At 73.3% G+C, this 18,480-nt stretch carries 22 protein-coding genes; 6 read left to right on the plus strand and 16 right to left on the minus strand.

Translation table 11 applies throughout. The annotated features are described in order from the left end of the window. The first annotated feature begins 204 nt into the window (after positions 1-204). Positions 205-552 (plus strand): RNA polymerase-binding protein RbpA, encoded by a 348-nt coding sequence (locus L2C96_RS02260; protein ID WP_017982421.1) that lies wholly within the window; start codon positions 205-207, stop codon positions 550-552. A 79-nt stretch (positions 553-631) separates the two neighbouring features. On the opposite strand, the gene L2C96_RS02265 is transcribed toward L2C96_RS02260, so the two are convergent. The 4 genes from L2C96_RS02265 to L2C96_RS02280 all read right to left on the minus strand — a co-directional run bounded on the left by L2C96_RS02265 (position 632) and on the right by L2C96_RS02280 (position 5,714). Continuing rightward, positions 632-1,396, minus strand: coding sequence for a DUF2382 domain-containing protein (locus L2C96_RS02265; protein ID WP_237334909.1), 765 nt, complete (start codon positions 1,394-1,396; stop codon positions 632-634). 314 nt (positions 1,397-1,710) lie between these two features. Then, positions 1,711-2,478 carry a polyprenol monophosphomannose synthase gene (locus L2C96_RS02270; protein ID WP_237334910.1) on the minus strand — a complete coding sequence of 256 codons (768 nt, stop codon included), beginning with the start codon at positions 2,476-2,478 and terminating at the stop codon, positions 1,711-1,713. Positions 2,479-2,506: 28 nt separating this feature from the next. Next, positions 2,507-4,093 (minus strand): apolipoprotein N-acyltransferase, encoded by a 1,587-nt coding sequence (lnt, locus tag L2C96_RS02275; protein WP_372491170.1) that lies wholly within the window; start codon positions 4,091-4,093, stop codon positions 2,507-2,509. A gap of 10 nt (positions 4,094-4,103) precedes the next feature. Then, a complete protein-coding gene (locus tag L2C96_RS02280) occupies positions 4,104-5,714 on the minus strand; it encodes an amidohydrolase (RefSeq protein WP_237334911.1) in 1,611 nt (536 codons plus the stop codon). Positions 5,715-5,812: 98 nt separating this feature from the next. Here L2C96_RS02280 and L2C96_RS02285 point away from each other — a divergent pair, with 98 nt between their 5' ends. After that, on the plus strand, positions 5,813-7,180 hold the full coding sequence (locus L2C96_RS02285; protein WP_237334912.1) for a KamA family radical SAM protein: 1,368 nt from the start codon (positions 5,813-5,815) through the stop codon (positions 7,178-7,180). A gap of 4 nt (positions 7,181-7,184) precedes the next feature. On the opposite strand, the gene L2C96_RS02290 is transcribed toward L2C96_RS02285, so the two are convergent. Next, a complete protein-coding gene (locus L2C96_RS02290) occupies positions 7,185-7,949 on the minus strand; it encodes a sulfite exporter TauE/SafE family protein (protein WP_237334913.1) in 765 nt (254 codons plus the stop codon). Positions 7,950-8,013: 64 nt separating this feature from the next. Between L2C96_RS02290 and L2C96_RS02295 the strand changes: the two genes are divergently transcribed. After that, the gene (locus tag L2C96_RS02295; protein WP_237334914.1) at positions 8,014-8,793 is read left to right on the plus strand and encodes an AraC family transcriptional regulator; all 780 of its coding nucleotides are present in this window, start codon (positions 8,014-8,016) and stop codon (positions 8,791-8,793) included. Here the strand turns inward: L2C96_RS02295 and L2C96_RS02300 are convergent. After that, the gene (locus L2C96_RS02300) at positions 8,768-9,097 is read right to left on the minus strand and encodes a hypothetical protein (RefSeq protein ID WP_051123517.1); all 330 of its coding nucleotides are present in this window, start codon (positions 9,095-9,097) and stop codon (positions 8,768-8,770) included. The genes L2C96_RS02295 and L2C96_RS02300 overlap by 26 nt on opposite strands. Before the next feature lie 38 nt (positions 9,098-9,135). Then, on the minus strand, positions 9,136-9,369 hold the full coding sequence (locus L2C96_RS02305) for a DUF2118 domain-containing protein (protein ID WP_237334915.1): 234 nt from the start codon (positions 9,367-9,369) through the stop codon (positions 9,136-9,138). A 140-nt stretch (positions 9,370-9,509) separates the two neighbouring features. On the opposite strand from L2C96_RS02305, the gene L2C96_RS02310 reads away from it, so the two are divergent. Beyond that, positions 9,510-9,968: a hypothetical protein gene (locus tag L2C96_RS02310; protein ID WP_237334916.1), complete on the plus strand. Its 459-nt coding sequence runs from the start codon at positions 9,510-9,512 to the stop codon at positions 9,966-9,968. Here L2C96_RS02310 and L2C96_RS02315 read toward each other — a convergent pair. Beyond that, the gene (locus L2C96_RS02315) at positions 9,945-11,039 is read right to left on the minus strand and encodes an MGDG synthase family glycosyltransferase (RefSeq protein ID WP_237334917.1); all 1,095 of its coding nucleotides are present in this window, start codon (positions 11,037-11,039) and stop codon (positions 9,945-9,947) included. The genes L2C96_RS02310 and L2C96_RS02315 overlap by 24 nt on opposite strands. After that, the gene (locus tag L2C96_RS02320; RefSeq protein WP_157358522.1) at positions 11,036-11,923 is read right to left on the minus strand and encodes a DMT family transporter; all 888 of its coding nucleotides are present in this window, start codon (positions 11,921-11,923) and stop codon (positions 11,036-11,038) included. Before L2C96_RS02320 ends, L2C96_RS02315 begins: the two co-directional genes overlap by 4 nt. A 99-nt stretch (positions 11,924-12,022) precedes the next feature. Between L2C96_RS02320 and L2C96_RS02325 the strand changes: the two genes are divergently transcribed. Next, on the plus strand, positions 12,023-13,099 hold the full coding sequence (locus L2C96_RS02325; RefSeq protein WP_237334918.1) for a GDSL-type esterase/lipase family protein: 1,077 nt from the start codon (positions 12,023-12,025) through the stop codon (positions 13,097-13,099). A 280-nt stretch (positions 13,100-13,379) separates the two neighbouring features. Here L2C96_RS02325 and L2C96_RS02330 read toward each other — a convergent pair whose 3' ends face one another. Genes L2C96_RS02330 through L2C96_RS02345 form a run of 4 tightly spaced genes read right to left on the minus strand, consistent with a single transcriptional unit; the run spans position 13,380 to position 15,519 of the window. Next, positions 13,380-13,679: a hypothetical protein gene (locus L2C96_RS02330; protein WP_020417852.1), complete on the minus strand. Its 300-nt coding sequence runs from the start codon at positions 13,677-13,679 to the stop codon at positions 13,380-13,382. Continuing rightward, positions 13,672-13,896: a hypothetical protein gene (locus L2C96_RS02335; protein WP_237334919.1), complete on the minus strand. Its 225-nt coding sequence runs from the start codon at positions 13,894-13,896 to the stop codon at positions 13,672-13,674. Before L2C96_RS02335 ends, L2C96_RS02330 begins: the two co-directional genes overlap by 8 nt. A gap of 31 nt (positions 13,897-13,927) precedes the next feature. Next, positions 13,928-14,380 (minus strand): Lrp/AsnC family transcriptional regulator, encoded by a 453-nt coding sequence (locus L2C96_RS02340; RefSeq protein ID WP_017982434.1) that lies wholly within the window; start codon positions 14,378-14,380, stop codon positions 13,928-13,930. Then, a complete protein-coding gene (locus L2C96_RS02345) occupies positions 14,377-15,519 on the minus strand; it encodes a M24 family metallopeptidase (RefSeq protein WP_237334920.1) in 1,143 nt (380 codons plus the stop codon). The genes L2C96_RS02340 and L2C96_RS02345 overlap by 4 nt, the downstream gene beginning before the upstream one ends. Before the next feature lie 53 nt (positions 15,520-15,572). Here L2C96_RS02345 and L2C96_RS02350 point away from each other — a divergent pair, with 53 nt between their 5' ends. Continuing rightward, positions 15,573-16,508, plus strand: a complete 936-nt coding sequence (locus L2C96_RS02350) for a 5'-3' exonuclease (protein ID WP_020417849.1) — start codon at positions 15,573-15,575, stop codon at positions 16,506-16,508. A gap of 219 nt (positions 16,509-16,727) precedes the next feature. On the opposite strand, the gene L2C96_RS02355 is transcribed toward L2C96_RS02350, so the two are convergent. Genes L2C96_RS02355 through L2C96_RS02365 form a run of 3 tightly spaced genes read right to left on the minus strand, consistent with a single transcriptional unit; the run spans position 16,728 to position 18,462 of the window. Further along, positions 16,728-17,366, minus strand: coding sequence for a GOLPH3/VPS74 family protein (locus L2C96_RS02355; RefSeq protein WP_237334921.1), 639 nt, complete (start codon positions 17,364-17,366; stop codon positions 16,728-16,730). Continuing rightward, positions 17,353-17,568, minus strand: coding sequence for a type II toxin-antitoxin system antitoxin (locus L2C96_RS02360; protein ID WP_020417847.1), 216 nt, complete (start codon positions 17,566-17,568; stop codon positions 17,353-17,355). Before L2C96_RS02360 ends, L2C96_RS02355 begins: the two co-directional genes overlap by 14 nt. Further along, entirely contained in the window at positions 17,569-18,462 is an 894-nt protein-coding gene (locus tag L2C96_RS02365; protein ID WP_020417846.1) for an SPFH domain-containing protein, read from the minus strand. Positions 18,463-18,480: the final 18 nt, after the last annotated feature.

Below are 18,480 nucleotides of genomic sequence, written 5' to 3' on the forward strand. Positions count from 1 at the left end.
GGGGAATATGCCAAGAAGACCCACACATCCGCGTCACGTCGTGCACCGAATCGACTCTCAACAGAGGAAGCTGTTGCCGAGGGGTGATTCAGCTCATCGTGAGTAACGACATGGTGCTGTGGGAATTCCCAGTTGCCAGTAGCCGTTGCATAGGGTGAGCATCACCCTGGCTCTAGACCCGGAGCCGACTGAAAGGACGTCATCATGGCCGACCGTGTTCTCCGTGGAAGCCGGCTGGGAGCGGTCAGCTACGAGACCGACCGCAATCACGATCTGGCCCCGCGCCGTACGGTGCGTTACGCGTGTCCGAAGAACCACGAGTTCGAGGTGCCCTTCTCCGACGACGCCGAGATCCCCTCGGTGTGGGAGTGCCGCCTGCACGGCAGCGAGTCCGAGATCGTCGATGGCGCGCAGCCCGAGCAGAAGAAGGTCAAGCCGCCGCGCACGCACTGGGACATGCTGCTCGAGCGGCGGAGCATTCCCGAGCTCGAGGAACTGCTGAACGAGCGTCTCGCTGAGCTGAAGGGACGGCGTACGTCCAAGTCGGCGTAGCGCTTCTGCCTCTCCCACCACACCGAAGGCCCCCGTGTCCTCCCGCCACGGGGGCCTTCGCCTGTCCTCAGGTCGCCGCTCAGGCGCCGCGGCCCCGCTCGGTGTCGGCCTCGATGTGCTCCTTGCGGACCTCGCCGGCCACGGTCTCGGTGTCCTGAACCTGGTCCTTGGCCAGCCGCACCCGTTCGACCGGCACCGCTTCGGTGTCCACCACCGGCCGCTCCTCGCGGAGCACGACCTCGTGTTCCTCCTCCGAGATGGCGGGCCCGTCCATGGCCTGGCCGCGGTTGGCGTCGGTGATCGGCTCCCGCTCGACGCGCACTTCCTCCCGGGTGACCGGGACCTGGATTTGCTCGGTCTCGGTCACCACGTACTTCCGCAGCCGGGCGCGGCCGCGTTCACGCTGCTCGGTGCCGACCCGCAGCCGCTCCTCCGAGCGCGTCATGGCGTCGTCGGTGGTCGGGCCGGAGATGTCCCGGCCGGTGGTCTCCTCGTGGCCTCCGGCTTGCCCGGGCACCTGGTAGTGGCGGTAGAGCCGCTGCTCCTCGCTCTCGTCGATGTGGCGGCCCTGGGCGGTCGGGTCGGGCTCGACCCGCGGCGCGTCCTTGATCAGGTCCTTGGGGTAGGCCGTCTCCAGGTCGCCGTCGTCGCGTGGGCGCACCCCCTGGACGGGCACCAGGGAGTCGTGGGTACCGAACATGCCGGTGCGCACCGTCAGCCAGGTGGGGTGGCCCTGCTCGTCGTCGGTCCACAGCTCCTCGACGCGGCCGATCTTCTCCCCGCTGGTGTGGTAGAGGGTGTGGCCCGCCCAGTCCGCGAAATAACGCGTGCCGATTTCGGTCATGGTGGTTCCTTCACTGGAGGCGCCGGCGGAGGGCCGGCGGATGAGGGGGAACCCGACGCCGACGAGGACGGCGTTCTGCTCAGTCGGGTCCTTCGGTGCCGCCGCGCAGGCCCTGCGCGGCTCGACCTCCAGTTACCCTCGGCAGTGATCGGTTATCGGACGAGCCGGGATGTCACCGCAATGGCGCAGACTGCATGCCGAACTCGACGACCGACAGTAGAAAACGCCCCTGTCGCCGCCTGTCGGCCCGGGACCATCCGGGCGACGGCACACGGACAGTAGTGCGCGGTTCCGGCACGAATCGGGCCGCGGAATCAGCGGCGGCGCAGCAGCGACCGCACCTGCTCGGCCCGGTAGCGGGCGCCCCACAGGCCCACGCGCAGCAGGGCCTCGCGGATGATGGCGCTGCTCATCTTCGACTGGCCGATCTCCCGCTCGGTGAAGGTGATCGGCACCTCGACCACGTCGAAGCCGGTGCGGACGGTGCGCCAGGCGAGGTCGATCTGGAAGCAGTAGCCGCGCGAGGCGATCTCGTCCAGCGGGAGCTTCTCCAGCACCTCACGCCGGTAGGCGCGGAACCCGGCGGTCACGTCCTTGATCCGCACGCCGAGCGCGAGCCGCGAGTACAGGTTGGCCGCGCGGGAGAGCAGTTCGCGGTGCCTGGGCCAGTTCACCAGGCTGCCGCCGGGCACGTAGCGGGAGCCGAGCACCAGGTCGGTGTCGGCGAGGGCCTCGAGCATCCGGGGCAGGTCCTCGGGCGCGTGCGAGCCGTCGGCGTCCATCTCGACGATGGTGCGGTAGTCGCGTTCCAGGCCCCACCGGAACCCGGCCACGTAGGCGGCGCCGAGTCCGGCTTTCTCGGTGCGGTGCAGCACGTGGACGCGGTCGTCGCCGGCGGCGATCTTGTCCGCGAGCTCCCCGGTGCCATCGGGGCTGCCGTCGTCGACCACCAGGGCGTGCACCTCGGGCAGCGCCCGGTGCAGCCGGTCCAGGATGAGTGGCAGGTTGTCCCGCTCGTTGTAGGTCGGGATCACCACCAGCACCGGATCGATCGGTCGGGCCGCCCGTGGCGCGTGCGCCATCCCCTTGTTCCTCCCCCCGCGGAGAACCTCACTCCGCCCTGGTCGCCGTCGTGCTCGCCGCCCGGGTGCGGACGCGCAGCACGAGCCCGGCCAGGATGGCGGCGAGCGCCGCCCCGACCAGCCCGTACTCCGTGGACGCCCCGAGTCGATCCGACAGCGTAGCCTGTGTGCGCAGCGGCACGTCCCCGACCAGGGACGCGGCGGTGAACTGGCTGGTCGACTGGGTCACGGCGCCGTCCGGTTCGACCAGTGCGCTGACCCCGCTGGTGGCCGACACGACGACCGCGCGGCCGTGCTCGACGGCCCGCAGCCGCGCCATCGCCAGCTGCTGGTAGGTCATTTCGCTGTGCCCGTACCAGGCGTTGTTGGTGGGCAGCACGATCAGCTGGGCGCCGTCGTCGACCGCGTCGCGGGAGACGTAGTCGTAGGCGATCTCGTAGCAGATGGGCACGGCGACCCGGGTGCCGGCGATGTCGAGCACCGCGGGGGTGGACCCGGCCTGCATGTCGCCGGTGTCGTCGACGAAGGGCGTGAACCAGCGGGCGATGGAGCGGGCCGGGACGAACTCGGCGAAGGGCACCAGCTCCTGCTTGCTGTAGCTCTCGCCGCGGCCGGTGGCCGGGTCCCACACGAACTCGGTGTTCTGGGTCCGCTGCCCGGGCTCGCGGTAACGGGCGCCGATCAGGGTGGGGATGCCGAGGTCGCGCACCACCTGGTCGAGCACGGGGTCGGTGGTGGTGAGGTCGGTGGCGGTCTCCGGCCACACGATGAGGTCCGGCGTGGGCACGGCGCCGGAGCGGATGCGCGCGGCCAGGACCTCGCTCTGGGCGAGGTGGTTGGCGCGCAGGGTGGCCGATTCGTTGATCAGGTCGAGGCCGACGTCGGGCGCGTTGCCCTGCACCGTGGCCACCGTGCGGCTGCCGGCCTGGGCGGCGGTGCCGATTGTGGGCCACAGCGCGAGCCCGGCGATCACCGGGACGACCGTGGCGATCACGGGCAGGCGGAGCGCGCGCCAGTCGCGGCGGGCGGCGTGCGCGAGCAGCGCGGCCAGCGCGAACCCGGTGAGCACGACGGCGAACCCGGTCAGCGGCGCGCCGCCGATCGAGGCGAGCGGGGTGAACGCGCCTTCGGGCTGGCTGAACGCGACGCGGCCCCACGGGAACCCGCCGAAGGGCCACCAGCTGCGCGGGGTCTCGCTGGCGATGATCACCGCCGCCATCCACACTGGCGCGCCGGGCAGGCGGGCGACGACGGTGCAGAGGGCGGCGGCGAGCCCGAGGTAGGCGGCCAGGGCGGCGGACAACGCGACCCACGGGGCGGGCCCGAAGCCGCGGCCGAGGAAGTCCTGCAGCCAGAACAGCAGCGGCAGGTACAGGCCGAGCCCGAACGCGAAGCCGTAGCCGAGGCCGCCCCAGAACCGCCGCCCGCGCAGCGCCAAGCCGAGACCGGCGAAACCGAGCGGCGCGAGCCACCACAGGTCGCGGGGCGCGAAGGCGAGGTAGAACACGACCCCGGACGCCGCGGCGAGCGCGAGGCGCAGCAGCCAGGGCCGCCACTGCCGCTTCTTCCAGGTGGGTGCCGACGGCTCGGCGGACTCGGCCACTGGTGCTGCCACGCGATGAACTCTAGGCCGCCGAGGTGAACGCGTCGTAGAGCACCTCACCGCCCCGGACCGTGCGCAGGCAGGTCGGCAGCGGCGCGTCCGGGTCGAGCGGCGGCAGTGCGGGGACGCGCGAGCGCGGGTCGGTGGACCAGCGCTGGACCCGGGAGTCCGGCGCGGCCACGACGAGGTCGGCGGCGTCCCAGATGGCGTAGTGCGCGGGCGCGCCGGGCACCAGGCTGCCGGTAAGGCCGTCGTTGACGCCCGCGGCGCGGTGGCCGCCCCGGGTGTGGGCGGTGAAGGCGGCGCGGGCGGACAGGCCGGAGCCGGGCGTGCGGTGGTGGACGGCCGCGCGGACGCTGTCCCAGGGCTGCAGCGGGGTGACCGGGCAGTCGGAGCCGAACGCGAGCAGGACCCCTTCGGCGGCGAGCATCGCGAACGGGTTCATGGCCGCGGCGCGCTCGGCGCCCAGCCGCTGGGCGTACATGCCCGCCGGCCCGCCCCACAGGGCGTCGAACTGGGGCTGCATGGAGCCGGTGACGCCCCAGCCGGCCAGTGCTTTGGCCTGCTCGGCGTCGATCATTTCGAGGTGCTCCAGGCGGTGGCGGCCACCGGCCAGGGCGCGCTGCCCGACGGTCTTCTCGGCGAGCTGGAAGCCGCGCACGACTTCGGCCACGGCGGCGTCGCCGATGACGTGGAACCCGGCCTGCAGTCCGGCTTCGGTGCAGGCGACCAGGTGCGCGGCGATGGTGTCGGCGTCGAGGTAGCGGGCGCCGGTGGAGCCGGGTGCGTCGAGGTAGGGCTCGTGCAGGGCGGCGGTGCGGGAGCCCAGCGCGCCGTCGGCGAACAGGTCGCCGGCCAGGCCACGCGCGCCGAGGCGGCGGGCGGTGTCGACGGCGTCGAGTTCGCCCCAGTAGGCGACGACCTCCGGGTGGCCGGGTTCGGCGGCGAGTGCGAGGAGGTCGGCGAGGTCGTCCTCGCCGGAGATGTCGGGCCCGGCGCACTCGTGGACGCTGACGATGCCGCGCGCGGCGGCCAGGCGGAGGAAGGCCTCCTGGGCGCGGCGGCGCTGCTCGCGGGTGAGCGCGGCGCGCACGGCGGCGCGGACGTGGTGGTGCGCGTCGCGGGTCAGCGGCCCGTCCGGGGACCAGCCGGCGGCGTCGCGGGCGGCGGGGGCGAGTTCGACCAGCGCGGTGGACACCAGGGCGGAGTGGACGTCGACGCGGCTGAGGTAGACGGGGACCCCGGCGGCGGCCTCGTCGATCTCGGCGCGGCTGGGCAGCCGGTCGGCGGTCCAGGTGGTCTCGTCCCAGCCGTGGGCGACGAGGACCTCGCCGGGGCGGGCGGCGGCGCGGATCGCGGCGAGCAGGCCGGCGGCGTCGGTGATCCCGCCGAGGTCGGCTCCGGCCAGGTGGAGGCCGGTGGCGGTGGCGTGCACGTGGGCGTCGACGAAGCCGGGGGCGACGAACGCGCCGTCGAGGTCTTCGACGCGGGCTTCCGGGTGCAGTGCGCGGCCGGGGCCGTCCTGGCCGATCCAGACGATGGTGCCGTCCTTGACCGCCATCGCGGTGGCGTCGGGGTTGCTGGGCGAGTGGATCCGCCCGCCCAGCAGGAGCGTGGTGCTGTCGTCGGTCACGGTGTCGAGTGTGCACGATGGGTCGCGACGAAAGCTTTTACGTCGTATTGTCACTTTCACCGGAAGTTTTGACGCCACAGCGCCGACGAGGAGCAGAGATGACTGCGATCCAGGAAGTCTCCCCCGCCGACACCGATGTCGCCGAGCAGCCCTACGCCTACCGCCGCACCGAGCTGGCCGAACCGGACTGGCGCCGGTTCCCCGGGTGGCGGGAGGTGACCGAGGCGCAGTGGCGGGACGCGCAGTGGCAGCGCGTGCACTGCGTGCGCAACGTCAAGCAGCTGCGCGCGGTGCTCGGGGATCTGGTCGAGGAGCGGTTCTACGACGACCTGGCCGCCGACCAGCGTGAGCTGGCGACGATGTCGATGCTGGTGCCGCCGCAGATGCTGAACACGATGTCGGTGGACTCGACCGAGGCGTTCTACGCCGACCCCATCCGCCGCTACATGCTGCCGGTGCGCAGCGACCGCGACCCGGAGTGGCCCAGCCACCCGCACTCGGCGCGCGACTCCCTGCACGAGGCGGAGATGTGGGTGGTGGAGGGCCTGACCCACCGCTACCCCACCAAGGTGCTGGCCGAACTGCTGTCCACCTGCCCCCAGTACTGCGGCCACTGCACCCGGATGGACCTGGTGGGCAACTCGACCGAGCAGGTGGTCAAGCACAAGCTGGACCTCAAACCGGTGGACCGCCAGGACGCGATGATCGGCTACCTGCGCCGCACGCCGGGCGTGCGGGACGTGGTGGTCTCCGGCGGGGACGTGGCGAACGTGCCGTGGCACCAGCTGGAGTCGTTCCTGATGCGGTTGCTGGACATCGAGACGGTGCGCGACATCCGGCTGGCGACCAAGGCGCTGGCCGGGCTGCCGCAGCACTGGCTGCAGCCCAAGATCGTCGAGGGGCTGGAGCGGGTGGCGGGCACGGCGCGGCGGCGCGGGGTGAACCTGGCGATCCACACGCACGTCAACCACGTCCAGTCGGTGACGCCGCTGGTGGCCGAGGCGGCGCGGACCGCGCTGGAGGTCGGGGTGCGGGACGTGCGCAACCAGGGGGTGCTGATGCGCGGGGTGAACGCGACCCCGGCGGCGCTGCTGGACCTGTGCTTCGCGCTGCAGGGCGAGGCGAACATCCTGCCGTACTACTTCTACCTGTGCGACATGATCCCCAACGCCGAGCACTGGCGGCTGGCGGTGTGGGAGGCGCAGGAGCTGCAGCACGCGATCATGGGCTACCTCCCGGGCTACGCGACGCCCCGCATCGTCTGCGATGTGCCCTACGTCGGGAAGCGGTGGGTGCACCAGGTCGCCGAGTACGACCGGGAGCGCGGAATCTCCTACTGGACGAAGAACTACCGCACCGGAATCGAACACGACGACCCCGAGGCGTTGCGCCGCCGCTACCCGTTCTACGACCCGATCTCCACGCTGCCCGAACAGGGCCGCGCCTGGTGGTCGGCGCGCGGCTGAGCGATCAGGCCGTGACGATCACCGCGATCGTCACGGCCACCAGCAGCGCCACGTAGGCGACGGCGTGCACGCGGTCCGGGATCCGGCCGGCCACCCGCCGGGTGATCGCGATCGCGGGCAGCGAACCGGCCAGCAGCAGTCCCGCGGCGGCGGCGTCGACGTACCCGGTGGGGCCGTCCGCCGCCATGGCGTAGACCACCGTGGCCACGACCGCGACCGGGGCGCTGAGCGGGTTCGCGATCGCGGTCGCCTCGGTCATCGGCAGGCCGCTGCGCCGCAGCAGGGGCACGGTCAGCACGCTTCCGCCGACGCCGAGCGCGCTGGCGACCACGCCGATCCCGACCCCGCCCGCCGTCCGGGCGACCGGCCCCAGCCCGCCGGGACCGGCGCCGCGGTCGAGGAATCCGCGGCGCAGCAGGCAGTCCGCGATCGTGACCAGCAGGTAGGCGACGAACGCGGCGTGCAGGATGCGTTCCGGCAGCCGGCTGGTGGTCAGCGCGCCGAGCGCCGCGCCGGCCGCGATGAACCCGGCCAGCGGCCACACCCGGTCCCGGCGCAGGCGGCCCGCCCTGGCCTGGGCGAGCGTGGCGGCCAGCGAGTTGACCACCATCACCGCCGCCGAGGTCGCGACGGCGACGTGCATCCGGCCGGTCACGGCGAACACCACGGGCACCGTGAGGAACCCGCCGCCGAAGCCGAACAACACGGTGGTCACGCCGGTGAGGCCGCCGAACGCGAGCAGGACGGAGAAGGACACCACGTCCGGCACGCTAGGACCCGGCCGCGCTGGCGGGCATTCGACGAACCGCCACCGGTCATCGAGAATCCGACACGTGCGCAACGTTCCCCTCGCCGACGTCGACGGCCTCGACCGCGACGTGCTGGCGATCGGCACCGACTACCCGCCGGACCACCTGCTGGAGTTCCACGAGCACCGGCGCGCCCAGTTCCTGCACGGCGCGACCGGGCTGATGGAGGTGGAAACCGCCGACGGCACCTGGACCGTGCCCGCCGACCGCGCGGTCCTCATCCCGCCGCGGACGCGCCACCAGGTCCTGATGCGCGGCGTCAGCACCCGCAGCCTCTACCTCGAACCCGCGGCGGTGCCGTGGTTCCCCGTGCGCTGCCGGGTCGTCGCGGTCTCACCGCTGCTGCGTGAGCTGCTGCGCGCCGCCGTCGACGTCGAACCGGAGTACCCGCGGCACGGGCGCGACGCCGCGGTGATGGAGCTGATCCGGCACGAGATCCAGGCCCTCACCCCGCTGCCGTTCGACCTGCCGTTGCCCCGCCACCCCCGGCTGCGCACGCTGTGCCTGGAGTTCCAGCGGCGCCCGGACGTGCACGCGCCGCTGTCCGGGTGGGCTGCCCGCCTGCACCTGTCCGAGCGCACCCTCAACCGGCTCTTCCGCGCCGAGACCGGGCTGACCTACCAGCGCTGGCGCCAGCGCGCCTGCGCCCTGCACGCGATCCGGCTGCTCGCCGGCGGCGCGACCGTCACGGCGGTGGCCTCGTCGCTCGGGTACGACACGCCGGCCGCGTTCACCGTGATGTTCCGCCGCGAGACCGGGTCCGCGCCCAGCGCGTTCCTCACACGTGGCGCAGCGCCTGGTTGAGCAGGTTGCCGCTGCGGTCGAGGCAGTCGTCGCAGATCACGGCGCCCGTCTGGGCGCACCGCATGCGCGGCAGGCTGCGCGTGAAGCCGAGGAAGGTGCGCCGGTCGCTGCGGTCGCAGAACTCGCACGGCTCTCCCCCGCGCCGCAGGCGTTCCAGGTCGGTGCCGCCGCGGCTGGTGCGTGGCTGTCCGTCGCGGACGAGGCCGAGCCCGGTTTCCACGCAGCGCGCGCAGATCGGGCCGGCCGGGCCGGGGACGCGGCGCTCACCGGCCGCGGGCGGGGTGTCGCAGAACCTGCACCGCATCGTCCGGTCTTCCCGGTCGGGTGGCACCGGAAACCCGCTCACTCGATGCGGGCGATCAGCACGCCCTGCACGAGCGCGTCGCCCTCCTTGGCCAGCAGCCGCACGACCCCGGCGGCGGGCGCGGAGATCTCGACGTCGACCTTGTCCACGGCGACCTCGGCGAGCAGGTCGCCCTCGGCGACGCGCTCGCCGTCCTGCACGAACCAGGTCGCCACCACACCCTCGGCGTCCGGGTCCTTCTCCGACAGCAGCGGGAACAGCACTTCGGTCACGTCGCGACCACCTCCGGTGTGGGCAGCACCGGCCGTTCGCACCTCCGCGCTGCCCGGAAACGTCCAGGATGTGACGGCCCGCCCGGTTCTGGCAAGCGCGTACGTTGGGCTTGAACAGCAATCACCAACGGAGGTGAGCGATGCGCACGAGACGTCGGGCACGCTGGGTTCGGATCGAGGCGTGGCACATCCCGGTCCGGCTGGTGACCGGGGCCTTCGTCCTGAACTCGGGCGTGGCCAAGCAGAAGGCCGACGAGACGACGACCGCGCAGCTGCACGGCTTCGCCGCGGGGACGTACCCGCCGGTGAAGCGGATGCCGCCGCGGAAGTTCGTCCAGGCGCTGTCGGCCGGTGAGATCGCGCTGGGCGCGATGCTGCTGATCCCCGCGGTGCCACCGCTGGTGGCCGGGGCCGGTCTCACCGCGTTCTCGGCCGGGCTGCTCGGCCTGTACGCGCGCACGCCGGGCCTGCGGCAGGAGAGGTCGATCCAGCCCACCGAGCAGGGCGTCGCGATCGCCAAGGACGTGTGGATGCTCGGCATCGGCGCGTCGCTGGTGCTCGACCACTTCCTGGGGTCACACCGCCGCGAGCGCGCGTAGCGCGGCGCCGAGGTCGCCGGCGGACTCCAGGTGCCGGGCCGCGGACTCGGCCATCGACTTCCGCAGTTCCGGGGTGCCGAGCATCCGCCGGACCGCCACCGCGAGTTCGCCGTCGGCCTCGCACACGACCGCCAGCCCGGCCTCGGCCATGAGACGGGCGTTGGCGCGGCCGTGCGCGGCGATCGGGCGGTGCATCAGCACGGGACGGCCGCAGGCCAGCGCTTCCAGCCCGGTGGCGCCGCCGGCGTTGGTGACCACCACGTCCGCGGCCACGATCCAGGCGGCCATGTCGTCGGTCCAGCCGAGCACGCGCAGCCGCGGGTCGGTGAGCCGGCGCAGTGATCGCGCCAGGCGCTCGTTGCGGCCGCACACCACGACGGGCACCACCGACGGGTCGGCCGCCAGCAGTTCGCGGGTGGCCGACCCGACCTGGCCGAAGCCGAGCGAACCGCAGGACACCAGCGCCACGAACGCGTCCGGCGGCAACCCCAGCCGCCAGCGCGCGGCGGCGCGGTCGCCGGGCCGGAACTCGCCGCGCACCGGCGGGGCGGACACCGCGACGGGCGCGTCCGGCACACACCGCACGGCGGGCGGGATCGCCACCGGGTGCATGACGAGGTTGCGGTCGATGCGCCCGTACACCCAGAACGGGTGCGGCGCGAAGTCGGAGATCCACGCCCCCACCGGGGCGCGCAGCCTGCCGCGGCGGCGCAGCCACTCCAGCCCCGCGGTGCCCAGCGGGTAGGTGGACAGCACCAGGTCCGGTTCCCCGACGACCCGCGCCAGGCGGCGGCCGCACCAGGCGCCGGTGAAGCGCTTGCAGGCGGCGGCGAACCAGCGGGAGCGCCACAGCGCCGCGTAGAAGAACTCGTACAGCCACGGCGTGCGGCGCACGTTGGTCACGTAGATCTGCCGGAACAGCGGCCCCACCCAGGCGCCCATCACGTCGAGCGCGTCGAGCCAGCGGACCTCCGCGCCGGGCCACACCCGGTGCACGGCCTCGGCGAGTGCGCGGCCGGTCGCGTTGTGCCCTTCGCCCATCGTCGCGGACACCACGAGCACCTGTTTCACCGGACCTCCCGTGGAGTCAGGCGCGCCGCCCTGGCGGACAGCACGACGATGCCGGCGATCACGACGAGACCGGCCAGGCCGGCACCGGCGAGCGCGGCCGGGTCGGCGGTCACGGTTTCGCCGAGCCACCACACGCCGATGGCGACGCCGACGAGCGGGTCCAGCGCGGTGATCACGGCCAGCGCCGGGGTGAGGAACTCGCCGCGCTGGAAGGTGTTCTGGCTGAGCAGGAACCCCAGCGGCCCGGTCACGCACACCACGTACAGCACCGGGTGGGTGAACGGCGCGGCGAGGCTGTCCCGCGCCTGCCCGGCGACGACCTTCATCAGCCCGGCGGTGACGCCGTAGAGCACGCCGGTGGCGACAGCGAGCCCGAGAACCCGCAGCGCGCCCGGCGCCAGCACCGACACCGCAAGCCCCAGCACCGTCAGCGCCGCCAGCGTCAGCGCCAGCACCACCGGCGCCGGGCCACGGACGAACGTCGTGCCCTCCTCGCCGGGACGCGCCAGCAGCATCACCGCGGCCAGCCCCGCCACGCACATCAGCGAGCCCGCGCCGAGCACGGCGTCGGGGCGGCGGTGGGCCAGCCGGTCGGCGAAGAACCCGGCGAAGATCAGCGACGTCACCAGCAGGGGTTGCACCACCAGCAGCGGCGCGAAGGCCAGCGCGACCAGTTGCAGCACCAGCCCGGCGACCGTCGCGGCCATCCCGGCCAGCCACAGCGGACGGCGCGCGAGACGGGACAACAGCGCCGGGTCGAGGGTGCGGGTGGTCTCGACCTGTTTGGTGGCGCGCGCCTGCGCCGCACTGGCCAGGCCCATCAGGGCGGCCCCGGCGACCGCGGCGGGCACGGCCACCGCCCAAGCGCTCGGTCCCGTCGGCACCTCGCCCCCTCGGTGTTCGCCTCCGACGGTAGCGGCGGGAACGATCACCGGGGGCCGGGTTCACAAGGGCTTCGGCAGGTCTTCTCTAAACTGCCACCGGTGCGACGGTTTCGGTGGTGGATCGGCGGGGGCGTTCTGCTCTTCGTCCTGGTGCTGGTGGGGATCTTCGTGTTCACGGGGCCGAGCACGCCACCCGGGCCGATCGACCGCCCGGGCCCGCCCGGCACCGGTCCGCTGACGATCGTGTCCATGGGCGACAGCACGCTCTCCGGTGAGGGCGCGGGCAACTACACCGCCGACACCAACGGCGCCAACGGGGACTGGTGCCACCGCTCCCCCAACGCGACGGTGGAGAAGACCGACGTGCCCGGGATCGTGAAGAAGGTCAACCTGGCCTGCTCCGGCGCGCCGGCCGCGCAGGTCGGGCTGGGCGACACCAGGCAGTGGACCGAGCCGTCCCAGGCCGGGCAGCTGGCGGAGCTGGTGAAGACCCACCGGGTCGCGGCGGTCGTGGTCGCGGTGGGCGCCAACGACGACCCGCGCTTCTCGCAGCTGATCTCGCAGTGCTTCCAGGCGTGGTTCATCTCCGGCAACGCGCCCTGCCGCACCGCGATCGCGCCGACCTGGCAGCAGCGGATCGACGCGATGGTGCCGAAAGTGGTGAACGCGCTCGGCGACATCAAGACGGTGCTCGCCCGCGCCGGGTACCAGCCGGAGGACTACCAGCTGGTGCTCCAGTCCTACGCGGCGCCGATCGGGCCGGGGATCCCGGCGAACCTGCAGAACCTCAACGGGTGCCCGTTCCGCACCGAGGACCTGCAGTGGGTGGTCAACGAGGGCGTGCCGGTGCTGTCCCGCGGACTCGCCTCGGCGGCGGCGCAGGCCGGGGCGCGGTTCCTGGACCTGTCCCGCGCCGGGCTGGGGCACGAGGCGTGCAGCGGCGGGGCCGACCCGTCGACGGAGTGGTTCAGCCGGCTGACGCTGCAGCTCAACGACCTCGCCGACGCCGACCGCGCGAGCCATGCCATCCAGGAATCGTTCCACCCCAACGCCAACGGGCACGCCCAGTTCGGCCGGTGCCTGACCGAGTTCCTGGCGACGTCCGGCCCGGCGGCCGCATGCCTGAAAGGCCAGGACGGCAACCTCCACCCGGCGGCCACGGTCACCGCCGGGTAGTGCTTTTGATCCAAAGATCAAGTGATGGTCTTCGCCGGACGGGCAGGCTCCAGGATGACCAAGAAGTGCCTCGTCGTGCATGGACGAGGGGGCGCCGGGTGGTCATCCCGCCGCGTTCCAGTTCGCGCGTATCACGCTGAACCAGACCCACAAGATTGCATCGGCGGCCTGGGGCGCGGGCCTGGCTCAAGATGATCGTTGCGGCGTCACGCCACGGATGACAGCCCATCTCGGCTGTGTTCCGGGCACGGCGCTGCGCGCCCGCTCGACGATCCAGGCCCTACAAGTCCAGCGCCGCGCGCAGGGCGATGTCCACCTGCTCCTGCGTCTGCTGGTCGATCTCGGCGATCCGTTCCACCAGCCACCCGCGGTAGAGGCGAGTCAGGAACAGCGTGGAGATCCAGAACCGGCTGTCCAGCGCGACGCCGAGGATGTCCTGCGGGTCCTCCTCCAGCAGTTCGGTGCCGATGAGCCAGGGGCGTTCCGACTCGTTGACGCCGTCGGAGGACAGCAGCAGCACCGTGCGTTCCCGGGACGGCTGGGTGGGCGGCTTGTACGCCCAGATCTCGCCTTTACGCACCCAGGCCCTTTTCCGCCGCGGCCAGTTCCGCCTCGTCGGCCGCGGCCAGCGCCTCCGCGTCGTGCCGGGCCGGGGCGCGGTAGCCGGTGCGGACGGCCTCGCGCCGGGCGGCGCGCGACAGCCACGCCGACAACGAGATCCCGTGCGCCTTCGCGGCGCGCTCGGCGTACTCGATCGCCGCCGTGTCGAGCGAGAGCGTGACCTTACGAGTTGCCATACCTTTTATCGTACTCTTCGCCCGGCGTTTGTCACACCGTCGGCGGGCGGCCCTCGAACGGCGTGGAAAGCACCACGGTCGTCCGCGTCGACACCTTCGCCGCCTCCCGGATCCGCCGCAGCAGGTCCTCCAGGTCCCGCGGCGACGCCACGCGCACCAGCAGGATGTAGGACTCGTCGCCGGCGACCGAGTAACACGACTCGATCTCCCGGATGTGCTCGATCCGCTGCGGGTAGTCGTCCGGCGCGGCCGGATCGTTGGGGGTCAGCGAGATCAGCGCGGTCAGCGGCAGCCCGATCTGCTCGCTGTCCAGCCGCGCCACGTACCCCTGGATCACGCCGCGCTGCTCCAGCCGCCGCACGCGCTGGTGCACCGCCGACACCGACAGCCCCACCCGCTCGGCCAGGTCGGTGAAGGAGCAGCGGCCGTCGCCGGCCAGCTCCCGCGCGATCGCCTGGTCCAGCGGCTCCAGCGGCCCGCTCACGAGTCGAGCACGACGAGCTCGTGCGGGCGCTGGTTGAGTGCTTCGACCCCGTCGGCGGTGACCACGACGATGTCCTCGATGCGGGCGCCCCACCGGCCGGGCTGGTAGATGCCCGGCTCGACGCTGAACGCCATCCCCGGCTCCAGGGCCAGGTCGTTGCCCGCCACGATGTAGGGCTCCTCGTGCACGTCGAGCCCGATGCCGTGCCCGGTGCGGTGGATGAAGAACTCCCCGTACCCGGCGTCGGCGATGATCTCGCGCGCCGCGGCGTCGACGGACTGGGCGGAGACGCCCGGCCGCACCGCTTCGACCGCCGCCTGCTGCGCGCGCTGCAGCACCGCGTAGGTCTCGGCCACGTCGGCGTCGCGCGGCTCGCCCACGGCGTAGGTGCGGGTGGAGTCGGAGTTGTAGCCCTCGGGGATCGGGCCGCCGATGTCGACCACCACCACGTCGCCGCGCTCGATGACGCGGCCGGACACGTCGTGGTGCGGGCTGGCGCCGTTGGGGCCGGAGCCGACGATCACGAAGTCGGCGTGCAGGTGGCCCTCCTCGACGATCGCGGCGGCGATGTCGGCGCCCACCTCGGCCTCGGTGCGGCCGGGCCGCAGCCACTCGGCGATGCGGGCGTGCACCCGGTCGATCGCGGCGCCGGCGCGGCGCAGCGCGTCGATCTCGGCGGCGTCCTTGCGCATCCGCAGCTCGCGGATCACCGGGCCGGCCAGCGTCTGCTCGGCGGAGCCGAGCGCGGCGCGGAACGCGAGCACGTGCAGCGCGATCAGCCCGTCGCTGACCGCGACGCGGCCGGGCTTGCCGAGCCGGTCGGCGACCATGCCGTAGGGGTCCTCGCCGTCGACCCAGGTGACCACCTCGACACCCAGATCACCGGTGGGCACCGCCGCGTAGCCGGGGGCCTCCAGCTTCGGCACGACCAGCGCCGGGGTGCCCTCGGCCGGCACCACGAGGGTCGTCAGCCGCTCGAAGGAGCCACCGGCCTCGCCGAGCAGGTACCGCAGGTCCGAGCCCGGCGCGATGAGCAGGGCGTCGGCGCCGGCGTCGGCGGTGGCCGCGCTGGCCCGCTCCAGGCGGGCGCGCAGGGTTTCCGGGGCGGGTGCTGGGATCGCGGTTGAGCGGGACGACATGCCACGCAGCGTATCTGGCCCCGGCCGGGACCGCGTCTGGCAGGCTGTGGTCCGTGACACTTGCCCTGCTGGATTCCGCGAGCCTGTACTTCCGCTCGTTCCACGCGCTGCCCGAGTCGATGACCGCGCCGGACGGGACGCCGGTCAACGCGGTGCGCGGGTTCACCGACACGCTGGCCCGGATCGTCACCGACCGGCGCCCGACGCGGCTCGTCGCGTGCCTGGACGCGGACTGGCGCCCGAAGTTCCGCACCGATCTGCTGCCCAGCTACAAGGCGCACCGGGTGGCCGACGCCGACGCGAACGCCGAGGAGGTGCCGGACACGCTCACCCCGCAGGTGCCGATCATCCTGGAGGTGCTGCAGGCGTTCGGGTTCGCCACCGCCGAGGCCGACGGGTACGAGGCCGACGACGTGATCGGCGCCCTGACCGCGCGGGAGAAGACCGACCCGGTGGAGGTGATCACCGGCGACCGGGACCTGTTCCAGCTGGTGCGCACCGAGCCGACCCCGGCGTCGGTGGTCTACGTGGGCAAGGGCTGGGCCAAGGCCGAGGTGCTCGGCCCGCCCGAGATCGCCGAGCGCTACGGCGTGCCGGTGGACGGCGCCGGGCAGGCGTACGCGGACATGGCCGTGCTGCGCGGCGACCCGTCCGACGGGCTGCCGGGGGTGGCCGGAATCGGCGAGAAGACCGCGGCGAAGCTGATCACCCAGTTCGGCTCGCTCGACGGGCTGATCGCCGCGGCCGCCGCGGGCAGCGCGGACGTGCCGCCGAAGACGCGGCAGCGGCTCGCCGAGGCCGAGGAGTACCTGCGGGCGGCGCCCACGGTGGTCCAGGTCGCCGCCGACGCGCCGGTGTCGCTGTCCGGCTCCGACGCGGTGCCCGCCTCGCCCGCGGACCCGGACCGGGTGCTGGAGCTGGCTGAGCGGTGGAACCTGGGCAGCTCGGCGACCCGCCTGGTCAAGGCCCTCACCGCGAACGCCCGCTGACCCGGCCTGCGTGCCGGGCCGGGTCAGCCTCCGGAGGGGGCCGCGATCTCCGAGCCCGGCTGGGAAACTCACGCGCGCCCGTGCAGGATCCGCGCTCGTCCCGCGCCCGCGGCTCGCGCCCGTGGGCGCGGCTTGCGCCGGTGGGCGCGTGACGAGCGCCCGCGAAGGTGGCACCCGAGTGCAGCGGCGGTACGCGACCGAGCGCGGCGGCCGCGGCGGTCAGCCGCCGGAGGCGGCGGCCGCCCGGCGGGACTGGATCGTCTTCCGCAGCGCCTTCACGACCGGCTCCACGGGGCGGCCCAGCTCGGCCAGCCGGCCCTTGTACTGGCGCCGTTCGGAGCGGGTGAAGACCGTGCGCAGTTCGGCGGTGCCGGCCAGGGCGCAGAGCGCGCCGAGGCGCGGGTCCACCCGGTACGCGGGCTGCCCGCCGCGCACGGCGCGCCGCACCTCCTCCGCCAGCCGCTTGGTCTCGTGCGGCCGGCGCGGCGTCACCCGGTGCACCGGGAACAGGCCGAGCACGCGCCGTGAGTCGACCTTGATCACCTGTTCGGCGGCCAGGTGCTCACGCACCAGGGGCACGATGCGGCTGGCGCGCCGGGACACCCACCGCCGCCACGACCGGGGCGTGCTGTGGGTGATCTCCAGCAGGACCAGGTCGAGCACCGGGTCCAGCCCGGGCGCCGGCGCGGCCGGGGCCGCCTTGCCGCCGTCGTCGACGAGGAAACCGCCGAGCACCAGGTCGGCCAGCGCCGCGGCCCGCAGGGCGTAGCCCAGTTCGGACCGCGACGTCAGGCGGTTCTTGTCCGTGTCGTAGGCCAGCAGGAAGAGCCGCGCGGCCAGCGAGTCAGGCTTGTCCATCCTCGTCCCCCTTCTTCGGGCGTCCCCGCGGGCGCATGCGCCCCACCTCGCGGGGCAGCCGCCCGGCGTCCGCGAGTGCCTTGCGCAGCAGGAACTCGATCTGCGCGTTGGTGCTGCGCAGCTCGTCGGCCGCCCAGCGCGCCAGCGCGTCGTGCACGGCCGGGTCGAGCCGCAGCAGGATTTTCTTCCGTTCGGCCGGCATCTACTGGTACAGCGTCCCGGTGTTGACGACCGGCTGCGCGTCGCGGTCGCCGACGAGCACCACGAGCAGGTTGCTCACCATCGTGGCCTTGCGTTCCTCGTCGAGCTCGACGACGTCGTGCCGGGCGAGCCGGTCCAGCGCCATCTCCACCATGCCGACCGCGCCTTCCACGATGCGCTGGCGCGCGGCCACCACGGCCCCGGCCTGCTGGCGCCGCAGCATCGCCTGCGCGATCTCCGGGGCGTAGGCGAGGTGGGTGATGCGGGATTCGATGATCTTCACGCCGGCCGAGGCGACGCGCGTGGCGATCTCCGCGGACAGCTTTTCGGTGATCTCGTCGCCGTTGTCCCGCAACGACAAGCGCGCCGTGTCGGCGTTGTCGTAGGGGTAGGCGTTGGCGATGTGCCGGACGGCGGTCTCGCTCTGGATGGCGACGAACTCGACGAAGTCGTCGACCTCGAACACGGCCTGCGCGGTGTCGGCGACCTGCCACACCACGACCGCGGCGATCTCGATCGGGTTGCCGTCGGCCTCGTTGACCTTCGCCACCCCGGTCTCGTGGTTGCGGATGCGCGTGGAGACCTTGCGCCGCTGGGTGAAGGGGTTGACCCACTGCAGCCCGGCGGTGCGCAGCGTCCCCACGTAGCGGCCGAGCAGCTGCACGACGCGCGCCTCGCCCGGCGCGACCGGGGTCAGCCCGCCGAGGAGCACGAGCCCGGCGAGCACGGCGACCGCGCCCGCGACGAGCATCCCGGCCGAGCCGTCGCTGGTGGCCAGCAGCACGACCCCGCCCGCCACCAGCACCACCGCGACGCCCAGCATCACGAAGCCGTTGACCGCGCGCACCAGGCGTTCCCGCGTCTGCGGCGCCGGCATGTCCACGACGGTTTCCATTGACCGCTCCCCTCAGTT

Source organism: Amycolatopsis tucumanensis, from assembly GCF_021654135.1.
Taxonomy (GTDB): domain Bacteria; phylum Actinomycetota; class Actinomycetes; order Mycobacteriales; family Pseudonocardiaceae; genus Amycolatopsis_E; species Amycolatopsis_E tucumanensis.